Source organism: bacterium Scap17 (genome assembly GCA_013376735.1).
GTDB lineage: Bacteria > Pseudomonadota > Gammaproteobacteria > Pseudomonadales > Halomonadaceae > Cobetia.
This window is the reverse complement of record VINJ01000001.1, coordinates 2,948,943-2,964,217: the sequence shown is the minus strand read 5'-3', so window position 1 is coordinate 2,964,217 and position 15,275 is coordinate 2,948,943. Positions and strand designations below refer to the sequence as shown.

Sequence of the window (15,275 nt, the reverse complement as noted above, 5' to 3'; positions counted from 1 at the left end):
CCCCGCCGTGACTGGCGGGGCCCTTCAGGTTGAGGGTAGGCGGTCGTTCAGGGCAGGCGTTTGTTCAGATCAGGCGGGGTCATACAGCCAGCCAATCAGGGCGATAAGGTGGCTCAATTGCTTCCTGGCCCATGAGTCGTATGATCTGCGCTTATCGGTTCGCGTCTGACGGTTGACCGCCACATGGCGTACCGCATCCCCATTTCTCTGGAGTCCGATCATGTCTGAATCCCTCGTGCTGGCCTGTCCGCAATGTCTCGCTCTCAATCGTGTGGCCACCGCGCGTCTGGATGACAACCCCAGCTGCGGCAAGTGCAGCGCCGCCGTGCTGCCCAAGGAGCCGCTGGACCTGACCAGCGACAACTTCGAGGCTCTGGTGGTGCGCAGTGAAATGCCGGTGGTCATCGACTTCTGGGCCAGCTGGTGTGGCCCGTGCAAGATGATGGGGCCGATCTTCAATGAAGTCGCCGCGCAGATGGGCACCCGTGTGCGATTCGCCAAGATCGACACCGAAGCCCAGCAGTCGCTGGCCGGTCGTTTCGGCATCCGCAGCATTCCGACGCTGCTGGTGATGAAGCAGGGCAAGGAGCTGGCGCGCGAATCCGGCGTGATGCAGGCCGGTCAGCTCAAGCAGTGGCTGGCACCGCACGCAATGTGACCTCGGCCTGCGCGAGACAAGTCCGCAGTTGAGCGTTCAGGGAAAACCGGACGCAGCTCAAGCACTGACAACGCCTGACGTGCAATCGCGTCAGGCGTTGTTGTCTCAGTCGGCCTTGTCGTATCAGTCGACGTAAACCATCTTGCGCGTCATGCCGCCATCGACGACATGATTCTGGCCGGTGATGAAGCCGGCCTTGTCCGAGATCAGGAAGGCCACCAGTGCAGCGATGTCATCGACATGGCCGACGCGCCCGACGGGATGCTGGGCGTGGTCTTGGTCACTCAGTGATTCGGCCTCGCCGCTTTTCTGCAGGCGGCTTACATCGATCCAGCCCGGGCTGATGGCATTGACGCGAATCTCCGGCCCCAAGCTCATCGCCATGGCGTGGGTGAGGGCGACGATGCCGCCCTTGCTGGCGGCGTAGGCTTCGCTGTGCGGCTCGGACTGCAGGGCGCGGCTGGAGGCCAGATTGACGATGCTGCCGCCAGTCTCGCGCAGATGACGCGCCGCATGCTTGGCGGTCAGGAAGCTGCTGGTCAGGCTGGTATCCAGCACCTGATGCCAGCGCTCGAGTGACAACTCCTCAAGCTTGCCCTGGAAGGGATCAGCGATCGCGGCATTGTTGATCACCGCATCCAGCCGCCCGAAGGCCTCGCAGGTAGCCGCGATGCTGGCGGCCACGGATTTCTCGTCACGCACATCGAGTGTGAACACACGCAGGCGCTTGCCGATGTCCTCTGCGGGCTGCTCGCCCGACGGCGCTGCAGACTCCTCTGCGAGCCCGCTCGCCTGTCGCTTCTTCATCTCCCGATATTGCTGGCCTGCCTCGGCATCGATATCCGCCACGGCCACGCGCCAGCCGTGGGCGAGCAGGTAGTCGCTGATGCCGCGGCCGATGCCTTGAGCACCGCCGGTGATATAGGCCACCTTGGCTGTCTTCATGTGATTCTCCTGATGAGGTGCCGGCAGGGCGTTGTGTGCAGGGCGATGTGACGAAGCGCGTCATTCACGTCTCGTCGATGGCGCGGTGTGCCCCTGCGGGCAATGATATAGGTGCGGCGGGCGCGCGAGACAAGGGCGGTGCCCGCAGACACCGCGCACGGCGACCATGCCTAAGCATGACAGGCCTCAGAGTCGTGATGGGGCTGGCGGGTGGCGCGGCGCCTCACGGCCTGCGTTGAGGACTGATCCTGATGGCTGATTCTATTGGTCAGGGAGTTATCGCCTCGCGTGGCAGCTGTCAGACTGTGCATGAGTCCATGTCAGGCGTCAGGTGCGTCTGGGTGACCACGAGAGATCGCCATTCGACGCGAGGGCGAGGAACTCGACTGCCGGGCCGTTGCCCGAGTCCCCTCAAGCCGCAAGCGAGTGAATGAGCGAGCGGGTAGCCCCCGATGAAGTATCAGTCGCGCGAGGAATGAAGATGAACAAGGGGATGCAACACTGGCTGGCGATGGTGGCCGTGGCGGTGATGTTGATGGCCGGGGCGGGATGCGATGGCGTCAATGGCCCGCGCCCTACCAGCGTGGCGACGCTGCTGGAACACTCCGAGGCCTGGCAGGGCGAGCAGGTGGCCGTGCAGGGCAGGGTGCGCAGCGAAGACGTGCCCAACCGCTACTGGCTGGAAGGCGAAAGCCAGCAGCGCCTGGAACTGCTGCCACCGGAGCGCATCGGTGCCTATATCGGGCGCGAGGTCCAGGTGAGTGGCCGCTTTGAATTCGAGGTCGGCGGTCAGCGCCGCATACGCCTGTCCAAGGTCACGCCGCTCGACAAGACGTCGCCTGAGGAGTGAGTGAGCACTTGCCGGGGTAGTGGGCTGAAGCGGGCTCGAGCGAATTGGAGCGGGTCAGTGCTAGCTAGAGCGGGCCGAGCAAGGCGCCTTGGCAAGCCGGAAATGACGTGCTGGAAACGATAGTCCGAAAACGACAGTCCGCAAACGACGATGCCCCGTCGCGCACAGAGCGCAGGCGGGGCATCGTCGTGTCAGGCAGCAGGCCAATCAGGCTTTCTTGACGAAGATCGACTTCAGCTTCATCGGGCCGACGCCATCGATCTTGCAGTCGATGTCGTGATCGCCATCCACCAGGCGGATGTTCTTGACCTTGGTGCCGACCTTGACGACGGAGGAGGTGCCCTTGATCTTCAGATCCTTGATGACGGTGACGGTGTCGCCATCGACCAGCTCGTTGCCGTTGGCATCGCGGAATACCGGGCCGGCTTCCTCGACGGCGGCTTCCTTGGACCACTCATGGGCACATTCAGGGCAGACGTACTGCATGCCGTCGTCGTAGGTGAATTCGGAATTGCAGGCCGGGCAGTTCGGGAGGGCGCTCATCACGGTGTCCTGAAAGCTGTCTCGCGCTTCACCTGCTCAGAAGGCGGGCGAAGATTCAGGCAGAGACATGGTGTTGGAAGGCGCGCATCGGGCTCAAGCGGTGCGCGAATGGCGGCAAGCCTACACCGATTCCATGACAGCGACCATCCAGTGCGGCCCTTGGTCGCAATCAGCGCGCGCCATTGCGCCCTCGCTTGGCAGTGCCTCGATCCAATCGCCCTCAGCCTTGGTCATCAGTCACTGGCCATCAGCGCCTGGCCGACGCGTGAACCATTCGGCCGCCCAAGCTCACGGCTGATCCAGTCACCGGTGCGGGCCAGCGCTGCCAGATCCACCCCCGTCTCGATGCCCATGCCCTCAAGCAGATAGAGCACGTCTTCACTGGCGACATTGCCCGAGGCGCCCTTGGCGTAGGGGCAGCCGCCCAGGCCCGCCACCGAACTGTCGATCACCGCGATGCCTTCTTCCAGCACGGCGTAGAGGTTGGCGAGCGCCTGGCCGTAGGTGTCGTGGAAGTGGGCGGCGAGCTGCGTGATCGGCACCTCGCGACTGACCTGCTCCAGCATGTGCTTGGCCTTGAGCGGCGTGCCGACGCCGATGGTGTCGCCAAGCGAGACCTCGTAGCAGCCCATGGCCTTGAGCTCGCGAGCGACGGCGGCCACCTCGGCGGGGGCTATTTCGCCTTCATAGGGGCAGCCGAGCACGCAGGACACATAGCCGCGCACACGCACACCGGCCTTGAGGGCGTGTTCCATCACCGGCTCAAAGCGCGCAAGCGACTCGGCGATCGAGCAGTTGATGTTGCGCTGCGAGAATGACTCGCTGGCCGAGCCGAACACGGCCACCTCGCGCACACCACACTCAAGCGCCGCCTCAAGCCCCTTCATGTTGGGTGTGAGAGCGGAGTAAGTGGTCGCTGACCTGGTGGTTGTTGACTTGGTGGTTGTTGACTCGATGGTTGTTGACTTGGCGGAACTGTCGCGCAGCGCCAGCATGATCTCGCGGTGATCGGCCATCTGCGGCACCCACCTGGGCGAGACGAAGCTGGCGGCCTCGACATGCGCAAGACCGCTGTCGCTCAGACGCCGGATCAACTCAAGCTTGGTGGCAGTCGCGACGGGCACCGACTCGTTCTGCAGTCCGTCGCGTGCCCCCACCTCGACGATGCGTACCTTGCGGGGAAAGTGCATGCTGACTACTCCTTGTCCGACTCGACCTGCGCGGCCGTGAATTCGAGCAGCACATCGCCCTGAACCACGCTGTCACCGGCCGAGAAGTGGAACTGGGCGACCTCTCCATCGGCGGGGGCGTTGAGGGTGTGCTCCATCTTCATCGCCTCCATCACCATCAGGGGCGTGCCCCGCGGGACATGGCTGCCCGGCGCGACCAGCTGCGCGACCACGGTGCCATTCATCGGCGCATTCAGGGTTGCCTGGGTCTCGTGGCGCGCGTGGTCCACGGCATCGGCACGCCGCCACAGCAGGCGTGATTCCCCCTGTGGAGTGCTGCCGGACTGGCTGTGCTGCGCTGACGACAGCACCAGCACTTCACCGCCGCGGGCCGGCGCGTGGCTTGCCTGGAAGCGACGACGATGGCCATCCAGCGTCACGGCGATGGCGTTGCCTTCAAGGCGAGTGAGCCGACCGAGATGGTGTGTGGTCTGTCTATCTTCGCCGCAGTGAGTGGTCACTTCAAGCTGCCAGTCGCCGTGCGAATCACTCCCGGATGAGGTACCCGCCGTGTGCGTATTCGCCATGGAGGCATACGCTACGGGGCGACGCGCGATGATATGCGCCACCTTGTCGCTGCGCTCATCGGTATCGGCGTCAGCGGGCAGACACAGCGCCAGGCGCACCTGGTGTGGCAGGCCATTGCGCCAGCCATCGCGGCGCTCCCATGGGCTGGCGCAGGGCTGGCGCGAATGTGATGTGCGACTCGCTGGCGATGCGTGATTGGCTTGCTCATTCAGGCGCGAGAGCGCCAGCAAGGCACTGGCCGCGAGGCTGTCATGATCCAGCGTCGCGCTGGGGAACAGGCTGTCGTGATGGCGCTCGATGAAGCGGGTATCCAGCTCGGCGGCGCGGAAGTCAGGATGGCCCGCCAGGCGGGACAGGAAGGCGCGGTTGGTGGTGACGCCACGCACTTCCAGCGCTGCCAGCGCGCGCAGCAGTATCTCGAGCGCCTGTTCGCGAGTCGGCCCGTAGCTGATCAGCTTGGCCAGCATCGGGTCGTAATGCATCGAGACTTCATCGCCCTCGGCGACGCCGCTGTCCAGACGTACCTGCCGGGCGGTCAGTCCGCCCCCTGCCAGATCCAGCCGGAAGCGTTCCAGCATACCGGTGGCGGGCAGGAAGTCGTTGTCCGGGTCTTCGGCGTAGAGGCGCGCCTCGAAGCTGTGGCCGGTCAATGTCAGCTCATCCTGCTGGCGCGGCAGGCGTTCACCCCGCGCGATGCGCAGTTGCCATTCGACGAGGTCTTCGCCGGTGATCATCTCGGTGACCGGGTGCTCGACCTGCAGGCGGGTGTTCATCTCCATGAAGTAGAAGGCGCCGTGGCTTTCGCTGCCCGGCTGCGGCGCGTCGAGCAGAAACTCGATGGTGCCGGCACCGACATAGCCGATCTCGCGCGCTGCCCGCACGGCGGCCTCGCCCATCTCACGGCGCAGCGACGGCGTCAGTCCCGGCGCGGGGGCTTCTTCCAGCACCTTCTGGTGGCGACGCTGGACACTGCAATCGCGCTCGAACAGATAGACTCCACTGCCGTAGCTGTCGCAGAACACCTGGACTTCGACGTGGCGCGGCCGGGTCAGGTATTTCTCGATCAGCATGCGCTCATCGCCGAAGGCGGCGCGGGACTCACGCCGACAGCTGGCCAGCGCCGCCGCGAATTCGTCGCTGCTCTCGACCACGCGCATGCCCTTGCCGCCGCCACCGGCACACGCCTTGATCAGCACCGGATAGCCCATGCGGTCCGCTTCGGCCTGCAGCAGCGCATCCTGCTGGTCCTCACCGTGGTAGCCGGGCACCAGCGGCACGTTGGCCGCCTGCATGCGCATCTTGGCGGCGGACTTGTCGCCCATGTCGGCGATCGCGCTCTGGGGCGGGCCGACGAAGATGATGCCGGCCTCGGCCAGCGCGCTGACGAAGGCGGCGTTCTCGGACAGGAAGCCATATCCGGGATGCACGGCATCGGCACCGCTTTTGCGCGCGGCAGCGATCACCTTGTCGATATCCAGATAGCTTTCGCGGGCGCTGGCGGGGCCAAGGCGCACGGCCTCGTCGGCCTCGCGCACATGCAGGGCGTCGGCGTCGGCATCGGAGTAGACCGCCACTGTCTGGATGCCCATCGCGCGAGCGGTGCGCATCACGCGTACGGCGATCTCACCCCGGTTGGCGACCAGCAGCTTGCGGATCTCGCCGCAACCGGCGGGGAGGGTCTGGTCTGTCTCGCGGTTGGCGTTCATGGCAAGCGTCCTGTGGCGAAGGTGGCTAGGGAAATCAGGAAGAGAAAAGCTCTTATGAAAAAATCCGGCAGGCATGGCCGAGGTGAATGTCTGAGATTGATGACCAAGAGTGATGACCAGTGCCGAGAGCGTCGACATGCCGTCAGCGGCTTCAGGCCTCTGGTGATCACGAGGATTTCGGCGTCTCGGTTGTTTGGTTCTCGGTCGGCACCCAGGGCGCCGGCGTGCCGGCGAAGAAGGCGGCCAGGCCGGCCTGGCCCTGCTCGCTGACGCGCAGCTGGCTGATCACCTCGCAGCAGCGTTCACGGGTCGCGGCACTGTCAGGTGCCTGAGCCACCTCGCTGAGCAGCGCCTTGGTGGCGCGACTGGCGGCAGGCGAGGTGGCCAGCAGGGTCTGAACCATCTCCGTGACACGCGCCTCCAGCAGCTCATCGGGGCAGGTCTCGTGGACCAGGCCGATGCGCTGCGCGGTGGCACTGTCGATCACCTCGGCGCTGAGGGCATAACGGCGCATCTGGCGTGAGCCGATGGCGCGCTGCACGTACGGGCTGATGGCCGCCGGCGCCAGGCCGATGCGCACTTCGGAAAGACAGAAGCGCGCACGCTCGGCGGCAATCACGATGTCGCAGCAGGCCGCCAGACCGACGGCCCCGCCGAAGGTGGCGCCCTGGACACGACACACGCTGGGGCATGGCAGCCCATCGAGCAGCTGCATCAGTCGCGCAAGCTCGCGTGAGTCGGCGAGGTTATCCTCCAGCGAATATTCGACCATGCGCTGCATCCACTTGAGGTCGGCGCCGGCCGAGAAGCTCTTGCCCTCGGAGGCCAGTACCACCACACGCACCTCGTCGCGGCTCGTCCTGGTGTGCAGGCTCTCCAGGTGCTGGTTCAGCTCTGCGATCAGCAGATCATCGAAGGCGTTGTGCACCTCGGGGCGCAGCAGAGTGAGGCGGGCGACGCCGTGTTGATCTATCTCGAGGCGACTTGATTGGCGAGGCTCTGTCATCGCACTTTCTTCCATTCTGTTAGCTTAAAGATGACTGATGGCATTCAGTGCGGGCTACAAGGATTGCCACGGTGTTTGCCTGGTTACATGCGAAGCACACCGAAGCGACTTTCCTCGATCTCGGCATTCATGGCCGCGGCCAGGGACAGCCCCAGGATGTCGCGGGTCTGCAGTGGGTCGATCACGCCGTCATCCCACAGGCGCGCACTGGCGTAGGTCGGATGGCCCTGACGCTCATACTGCTCGCGCACAGGCGCCTTGAAGGCCTCCTCTTCCTCGGCGGGCCACTCGCGCCCCTCGCGGGCATGCTGGTCGCGCTTGACCTGTGCCAGCACGTTGGCAGCCTGCTCGCCGCCCATCACCGAGATGCGTGAGTTGGGCCACATGAACAGCAGATTGGGGTCATAGGCGCGCCCGCACATGCCGTAGTTGCCCGCGCCGAAACTGCCACCGATCAGCACCGTGAACTTGGGCACCCTGGCGCAGGCCACCGCCGCCACCAGCTTGGCGCCGTGCTTGGCGATGCCTTCGTGCTCGTAGAGCGAGCCGACCATGAAGCCGGTGATGTTCTGCAGAAAGATCAGCGGAATCCGGCGCTGGGTGCATAGCTCGATGAAGTGCGCGCCCTTGAGAGCGCTTTCCGAGAACAGCACGCCATTGTTGGCGAGAATGCCGACCGGATGGCCATGCAGATGCGCGAAGCCGGTGACCAGCGTCTCGCCGTACTCGCGCTTGAATTCGTCGAAGTCCGAGTCATCCACCAGGCGGCCGATCACTTCGCGCACGTCGTAGGGTTTCTTGAGATCGGTGCCGACGATGCCGTAGAGCTCCTGCGGGTCCAGGCGTGGCGGACGCGATTCACGCAGGGCGAGCTGGCCCTTGCGTTGCCAGTTGAGGCGCGACACGGCGCGGCGAGCCAGCTGCAGGGCATGGGCGTCATTGTCGGCCAGATGGTCGGCCACGCCGCTGATCTTGCAATGGACCTCGGCGCCGCCCAGCGCCTCGGCGCTGATGTCCTCACCGGTGGCGGCCTTCACCAGCGGCGGCCCCGCCAGGAAGATGGTGCCTTGCTCGCGCACGATGATGGATTCGTCCGCCATCGCCGGCACGTAGGCGCCGCCTGCGGTGCATGACCCCATCACCACGGCGATCTGCGGGATACCCTCGGCGGACAGCGTGGCCTGGTTGTAGAAGATGCGGCCGAAGTGGTCGCGGTCCGGGAAGACCTCGTCCTGGTGGGGCAGATGCGCGCCGCCGGAATCGACTAGGTAGAGGCAGGGCAGGCGATGCTTGCGGGCGATTTCCTGGGCGCGCAGATGCTTCTTGGCCGTCATCGGGAAGTAGGTGCCGCCCTTGACGGTGGCGTCGTTGGCGACGATGACGCACTCCACACCGCTGACGCGGCCGATGCCGGTGACCAGGCCCGCGCCGGGGACGGGACTGTCGTAGACGTCGTGGGCCGCCAGCGCAGAAAGTTCGAGGAAGGGCGAGCCTTCATCGATCAGGTGGTCGATGCGTTCGCGCACGAACAGCTTGCCGCGCGACTCGTGACGCTCACGCGCCTTGTCACCGCCACCGGCCGCGACGATCTCCAGCAGCTGGTGCAGGCGATCGACCTCGGCCTGCATCGCCGCTTCATTGGTGCGGAACTGGTCACTGCGCGGATTGATCAGGGAGGTCAGTATGGCCATCGGGCAAGCTCCAGCGGCGAAGAGGTACGAAAAGAGTAGGGGATGACGAGACGTATCAGGCGCTCTCGTTGAACAGTTCACGGCCGATCAGCATGCGGCGGATCTCGCTGGTGCCGGCGCCGATCTCGTAAAGCTTGGCGTCGCGCAACAGACGCCCGGTGGCGTACTCGTTGATGTAGCCGTTGCCGCCGAGCAGCTGGATGGCATCCAGTGCCATCTGGGTGGCCTTCTCGGCGCAGTAGAGAATCACGCCCGCGGCGTCCTTGCGTGAGGTCTGGCCGCGATCACAGGCATTGGCGACCGCATAAAGATAGGCGCGACAGGCATTGAGCGTGGTGTACATGTCGGCGACCTTGCCCTGCACCAGCTGGAATTCACCGATGGCCTGGCCGAACTGACGACGCTCGTGCAGGTAGGGCACCACGATATCCATGCACGCCTGCATGATGCCGATGGGGCCGGCGGCCAGTACGGTGCGCTCGTAGTCCAGGCCGCTCATCAGGACCTTAACGCCACGATTGACCTCACCCAGCACGTTCTCCACCGGCACCTGGCAATCCTGGAAGACCAGCTCGCAGGTGTTGGAGCCGCGCATGCCGAGCTTGTCGAGCTTCTGGGCGGTGGAGAAACCGGGGAAGTCACGCTCGATGATGAAGGCGGTGATGCCCTTCGAGCCGGCGTCCGGGTCGGTCTTCGCATAGACCACCAGGGTGTGGGCATCCGGACCGTTGGTGATCCACATCTTGTTGCCGTTGAGCACGTAGTGATCGCCGCGCAGTTCGGCCTTGAGCTGCATCGAGACCACGTCAGAGCCGGCGCCGGGTTCGGACATCGCCAGCGCGCCGACATGCTCGCCGCTCATCAGCTTCGGCAGGTAGCGTGTCTTCTGCTCGGCGGTGCCGTTGAGCTTGATCTGATTCACGCACAGGTTGGAATGCGCGCCGTAGGAGAGTGCCACCGAGGCGCTGGCACGCGAGATCTCCTCCATCGCGATGCAGTGCGCCAGGTAGCCCATGCCGCTGCCGCCGTCCTCGTCGGGCACGGTGATGCCGAGCAGGCCCATGTCGCCGAATTTCTGCCACAGGTCATCGGGGAAGGCATTGCTGGCATCGATCTCGGCGGCGCGCGGGGCGATCTCGTCGCGGGCAAAGGCGTTGACCTGCTCACGCAGCAGGGTGTGTGTCTCGTCGAGTCCGAAATCCAGCGGTGAATAGAGGCTGTGCATGATCTGGCATCCTGTAGATCGGTGAAGCGCGATGAGCAAGGTCCACCAGGGGCTGTGATGACCTGATGGCAAACGGTCTGTCGCGACCGGCTTATCAAGTCCGCCCGCCATGGGCCGCCTTGGCGTGTGATGGGATTACTCTAGGTCAAAGTTGACGTTAACGTAAAGGTCATTATGCAGCGCTTTGACCAAGGTCGCAGGACCTGTAACAGGGGGCCTGAAGGGGACTCGAGGGGGAGCGCCAGGTCGAGTAACGCAGTTGAATGACGTCAGGGAGAGAAAGTCAGTTCAGAAACGAAATTGCTCCGGCATCGCCGGGGTGACTTGATAAGCTGAGACGCTGTAGTCACTGTTGATTGAGGAAGCCGTGAGGGCGTCAGTGGGGAGCATTCCCGTCACCTGCCTGGTGTCACCGGCACTCTTTGGTGTGCAAGTGCGCCGACTCGCCAGCGCTTTCCGCCATTCAAGACTCATGCTCACCTGCCTAGAAGGACCTACTCGATGAGTGATGACACCGCCCCGGCAGTCCGCTTCAGCGGCCTGCACAAGGGCTTTGCCGGTCAGCGCCTGTTTGAAGGCATTGATCTTGAACTACCGCGTGATCGCATCACCGCCCTGGTCGGTGCCAGCGGGTGTGGCAAATCGACCCTGCTGCAGCTGATCAACGGCCTGATCCGCCCGGATGAAGGTGAGGTGAAGGTATTCGGCGCCGCCGTCGATTACGCCAACCTGCCAGCCATGCGTCGCCGCATCGGCTATGCCGTCCAGCAGATCGGCCTCTTTCCCCATCTGAGCGTGCGCGACAACGTCGCCATTCTCGCTGACCGCGAAGGCTGGAGCGACGAGCGCGTCAAGTCACGCATCGCGCGTCTGTTCCAGATGATGGATCTCGACATGGCGCTGTTGACCCGCTATCCCCACGAGATTTCCGGTGGTCAGGCCCAGCGCGTCGGGCTGTGTCGCGCCATGATGCTGGAGCCACCGTTGCTGCTGCTCGATGAGGCCTTCTCGGCCGTCGATCCGATCACGCGCATCGAGGTGCATGCCCAGTTCCAGCGCATGCAGCAGGAGGAGCCGCGCAGCGTGGTGATGGTCACCCACGACATGAACGAGGCGCTGAGCCTGGCTGATCACATGGTGGTGATGGCGCCCGGCGTGGTGCTGCAGGCCGCCAGTCCCGACACCATCACCACGGCGCCAGCGGATGAGCGCGTGGCCCGACTGCTGGAGGCACGCGCATGAAGACGCTGATGACGACTTCCGTCCTGCAATGCTCGCGCCGCGGGCTGTCCGGTGCGCTGATGGTCGCCGGCCTGGCGCTTGCCAGTCTAGGGGCGCTGGTGAGCAGCCCGCTTGCCAGCGCGGAAGAGCAAGCCGCGGCATGGCCCGAGGACAAGCCGATCGTGGTCGGCTCCAAGGCTGACCGTGAAGGCCATCTGCTGGGCGAGATATTCGCACAGGTGCTGGAGGACGCCGGCTTCACGGTCGAGCGCCGTCTGGGGCTGGGCCAGACCATCATCACCTATCAGGGGCTGGCGGAAGGCGAGCTGGATGTCTATCCCGAATACACCGGCACCCTGGCCCACGCCATTCTCAAGCTGGATGACGTGCCTCCGCTCGAGACGCTTGATGAGCTGAGCCGCGAGCAGGGCCTGCGCGTGCTCGAGCCGCTGGGCTTCAACAATACCTATGCCGTCAGCATGCGCCGCGATCAGGCCGAGTCGCTGGGCATCAGTACCATCGGCGATATGGCTGATCACCCGGAGCTGTCCGTCGCGATGTCGCATGAGTTCATCAAGCGTCCGGATGGCTGGCCGGGACTGGCGGCGGAATACGGGCTTTCCCAGGTGCCGCGTGGCATCGAGCACGGCATCGCCTATCAGGCGCTGCGCGAGAGCAAGATCGACGCCACCGATGCCTACTCCACCGAGGGGGATATCCAACGCTTCGACTTCGTGCTGCTCGACGATGACAAGGGCTACTTCCCCGAATATCTGGCGGTGCCCTTCGTGAATGCCGCCTTGCCGGAGAAAGCCGTTGCGGCGCTCAACCAGTTGGCGGGGAGTCTCGATGAAGACAGCATGCAGGCGCTGAATGCCGAGGTCTCCACCGAGGAGCAGAGCTTCGCCCAGGTCGCCAGCCGCTTCATTCAGGAGCAGGGCATCACCACCGAGCAGCGCGAAGTCAGCGGCGCCAAGTGGGACAAGCTGGGCACCAATCTGATCGAGCATCTGCAGTTGACGCTGTCGGCGCTGCTGCTGGCCTGCCTGGTCGGCCTGCCGCTGTCCTTGCTGGTCTATCGCAATCCGAAGGTCTCGCGGGTGGTGCTCTACGTCACCGGCCTGCTGCAGACCATCCCTTCCATCGCGCTGCTGGCACTGATGATTCCGCTGTTCGGCATCGGGGTGGTGCCGGCGGTGATCGCGCTGTTCGTCTACTCCTTGCTGCCGATCATCCGTGCGGCGATCACCGCGCTGCTGACGGTGGACCCGTTGCTGGTCAAGGTGGCACGTGGCATGGGCTTGACGCGTCGTGAGCAGCTGCGTCATGTCATCCTGCCGCTGGCGACGCCCAATCTGCTCACCGGCATCAAGACCGCCGCCATCATCAACATCGGTACCGCGACGCTGGCAGCCTTCATCGGCGCCGGGGGGCTGGGTGAGCCGATCGTCACCGGGCTTTCGCTCAATGACTATGATCTGGTGCTTTACGGGGCGATTCCCGCGGCATTGCTGGCCATCTGCGCCGAGCTGCTGTTCGAGCTGTTCGAGCGTCTGGTGATACCTGCCCATATGCGCGGGCTGAAGGCTCGCTGAGCTGGAAAAACGGCGGAGTACATTACACGACAATCATGTCGCAACTCCTGTACAAGGCGTGCAGTAAAAAAGGAAGGCTGCTGCGAAGGTTTAACGTTGGTCGTCGATCAGCGTAATGTGAAGGGGAAAGTAAGGGCTTTCTGACAGCGCTTGCAGACAGCGCCGGGCAGTCCTGGACGGCTCGAACGTGCAGCAGCCTCTACCCCCTTTGAAGGAGAGATTCATGCGTATCAAAAATCTGTTTCCGATTGCACTGGTCGCGGCGACTCTGGCCCTGAGTGGTTGTGGTCTGTTCGATCATGGCCACGGCTATGGTGGGCATGGTGGCGGTGGCAAAGGTCACACGATGATCGACACCCCGGCCAGCGCCCCGGCAGATCATCTGTCCTGATCTAGCCTCGCCTGTCGGTTGACGAAAAAGCCGCCCCTTTCTGCCTCACGGCAAGGAAGGGGCGGCTTTTTCGTGTGCGTGTCCGTGTCCGTGTGCCGATCTGAGCTGAGCTGTATGGGGCTGGGCTGTGTGCGAGGACGGTGCTTTGCGTCTCGATGCTTTCAGTCGCGGTGCTCTGTAAGCGGCGTGCGGCGAGCGGCAGGTGCCAGGCAGGCGGCATAAAAAAGACCTCCCCGTGGGGAGGTCTGCAAGCACGTCACCGTATGTCTGCCGTGACGCTCGGTGCCCCTGAGACAAGGGGCGACCGATAGAGGTGCCGACAGCTGCGGTTCCCGAGTCTGGAAGCGCTACCAGCTGCCATCCATGGCATTGTGTCACCTGATCAGTTGTTCATGGCCTGCGGAAGATAGAGCACGATCTCCGGGAAGACGTGCATCAGCACGATGGAGAAGATCATCAGCAGGAAGAACGGCAGTGTCGCCTTGGTGATGGTGATGATGTCCTTGCCGGTCAGGCTCTGGATCACGAACAGGTTGAAGCCGACCGGCGGGGTGATCTGCGACATCTCGACCACGATGATCAGGTAGATACCGAACCAGATCAGGTCGAAACCGGCGGCTTCGATGACCGGCATGATGATGGAGGTCACCAGCAGGATCAGCGAGATACCGTCAAGGAAGCAGCCCAGAATCAGCAGGAATAGCGTCAGCACCACCAGCAGCATGGTCGGGGACAGCCCCAGGGTGGCGATGCCTTCGGCCAGCTGCATCGGAATCTGGGTGAAGCTCATCGCGGAGGACAGGAAGGAGGCACCGGCGATGATGAAGGCGATCATGCACGAGGTGCGCAGCGCCGCGAACAGCGATTCCTTGAAGGTGGCGGCGGTCATGTGGCCGTTGAGGCGCGCGATGATCAGCGACAGTACCACGCCGACCGCGGCCGCTTCGGTGGGTGACGCCAGACCACCGTAGATGCTGCCGAGAATGCCGCCGATCAGGGCCAGCAGCGGAATCAGCTGGGCGCTGTTGCGCAGCTTGGCCATGAAGCCCATGTGCGGCTCGTCATGGCCGGCACGGCCCTGCGGCTCACCGACGACCTTCGACCAGATCGCCAGGTAGCCCATGAACAGGGCCAGCAGCAGCATGCCCGGCAGGACACCGGCGATGAACAGACGCGAGATGGACTGCTCGGTGACCACGCCATAGACGATCATCATGATCGACGGCGGAATCAGCAGGCCGAGGGTCGAGGCACTGGCGAGGGTACCGATGGCCAGATTGCTGTCGTAGCCGCGGCGCTCAAGTTCCGGCAGTGTCATCTTGCCGACGGTGGCGCAGGTAGCGGCGGAGGAGCCGCACACGGCGGCGAACAGACCGCTGCCGATGATGTTGGAGTGCAGCAGACGGCCGGGCAGGCGATTGAGCCACGGCGCCAGGGCGCGGAACATGTTGTCGGCCAGTCCCGAGCGAAACAGGATCTCGCCCATCCACACGAACATCGGCAGGGCGGTCAGGTCCCAGCCGTAGCTGGCACCCCAGAAATCGGAGGCCAGGATCGGGCCGGTCTCGAAGGTGGAGAAGAAGGTCAGCACGATCCAGCCGGTGCCGATCAGCGAGAAGGCGACCCACACGCCGCTGCCGAGCAGCAAGGCGAGGGCCAGCAGAGTGACGAGGATGAGTGTCAGCAT

At 64.2% G+C, this 15,275-nt stretch carries 12 protein-coding genes; 4 read left to right on the top strand and 8 right to left on the bottom strand.

The annotated features are described in order from the left end of the window. Positions 1 to 220 precede the first annotated feature (220 nt). Positions 221 to 658 carry a thioredoxin TrxC gene (trxC, locus tag FLM52_12540; protein ID NVN56607.1) on the top strand — a complete coding sequence of 146 codons (438 nt, stop codon included), beginning with the start codon at positions 221 to 223 and terminating at the stop codon, positions 656 to 658. A gap of 123 nt (positions 659 to 781) precedes the next feature. On the opposite strand, the gene FLM52_12535 is transcribed toward trxC, so the two are convergent. Next, positions 782 to 1,603, bottom strand: a complete 822-nt coding sequence (locus tag FLM52_12535; protein NVN56606.1) for an SDR family oxidoreductase — start codon at positions 1,601 to 1,603, stop codon at positions 782 to 784. Positions 1,604 to 2,084: 481 nt separating this feature from the next. On the opposite strand from FLM52_12535, the gene FLM52_12530 reads away from it, so the two are divergent. Continuing rightward, positions 2,085 to 2,453, top strand: coding sequence for a hypothetical protein (locus FLM52_12530; protein NVN56605.1), 369 nt, complete (start codon positions 2,085 to 2,087; stop codon positions 2,451 to 2,453). Between the two features lie 207 nt (positions 2,454 to 2,660). On the opposite strand, the gene FLM52_12525 is transcribed toward FLM52_12530, so the two are convergent. The 6 genes from FLM52_12525 to FLM52_12500 all read right to left on the bottom strand — a co-directional run bounded on the left by FLM52_12525 (position 2,661) and on the right by FLM52_12500 (position 10,381). After that, the gene (locus FLM52_12525; GenBank protein NVN56604.1) at positions 2,661 to 2,996 is read right to left on the bottom strand and encodes an alkylphosphonate utilization protein; all 336 of its coding nucleotides are present in this window, start codon (positions 2,994 to 2,996) and stop codon (positions 2,661 to 2,663) included. Between the two features lie 233 nt (positions 2,997 to 3,229). After that, positions 3,230 to 4,186 carry a hydroxymethylglutaryl-CoA lyase gene (locus FLM52_12520; protein NVN56603.1) on the bottom strand — a complete coding sequence of 319 codons (957 nt, stop codon included), beginning with the start codon at positions 4,184 to 4,186 and terminating at the stop codon, positions 3,230 to 3,232. A 5-nt stretch (positions 4,187 to 4,191) separates the two neighbouring features. Next, positions 4,192 to 6,459: an acetyl/propionyl/methylcrotonyl-CoA carboxylase subunit alpha gene (locus FLM52_12515; protein ID NVN56602.1), complete on the bottom strand. Its 2,268-nt coding sequence runs from the start codon at positions 6,457 to 6,459 to the stop codon at positions 4,192 to 4,194. Between the two features lie 166 nt (positions 6,460 to 6,625). Then, a complete protein-coding gene (locus tag FLM52_12510; GenBank protein ID NVN56601.1) occupies positions 6,626 to 7,465 on the bottom strand; it encodes an enoyl-CoA hydratase/isomerase family protein in 840 nt (279 codons plus the stop codon). A gap of 83 nt (positions 7,466 to 7,548) precedes the next feature. Further along, the gene (locus tag FLM52_12505; protein ID NVN56600.1) at positions 7,549 to 9,156 is read right to left on the bottom strand and encodes a methylcrotonoyl-CoA carboxylase; all 1,608 of its coding nucleotides are present in this window, start codon (positions 9,154 to 9,156) and stop codon (positions 7,549 to 7,551) included. Positions 9,157 to 9,211: 55 nt separating this feature from the next. Further along, positions 9,212 to 10,381 carry an isovaleryl-CoA dehydrogenase gene (locus FLM52_12500; protein ID NVN56599.1) on the bottom strand — a complete coding sequence of 390 codons (1,170 nt, stop codon included), beginning with the start codon at positions 10,379 to 10,381 and terminating at the stop codon, positions 9,212 to 9,214. Between the two features lie 501 nt (positions 10,382 to 10,882). Here FLM52_12500 and FLM52_12495 point away from each other — a divergent pair. Beyond that, a complete protein-coding gene (locus FLM52_12495) occupies positions 10,883 to 11,623 on the top strand; it encodes an ATP-binding cassette domain-containing protein (protein ID NVN56598.1) in 741 nt (246 codons plus the stop codon). Between the two features lie 59 nt (positions 11,624 to 11,682). After that, a complete protein-coding gene (locus FLM52_12490; protein ID NVN56597.1) occupies positions 11,683 to 13,197 on the top strand; it encodes an ABC transporter permease subunit in 1,515 nt (504 codons plus the stop codon). Positions 13,198 to 13,970: 773 nt separating this feature from the next. Here the strand turns inward: FLM52_12490 and FLM52_12485 are convergent. Further along, complete coding sequence (locus FLM52_12485; GenBank protein ID NVN56596.1) at positions 13,971 to 15,275, bottom strand: TRAP transporter large permease subunit; 1,305 nt, start codon at positions 15,273 to 15,275, stop codon at positions 13,971 to 13,973.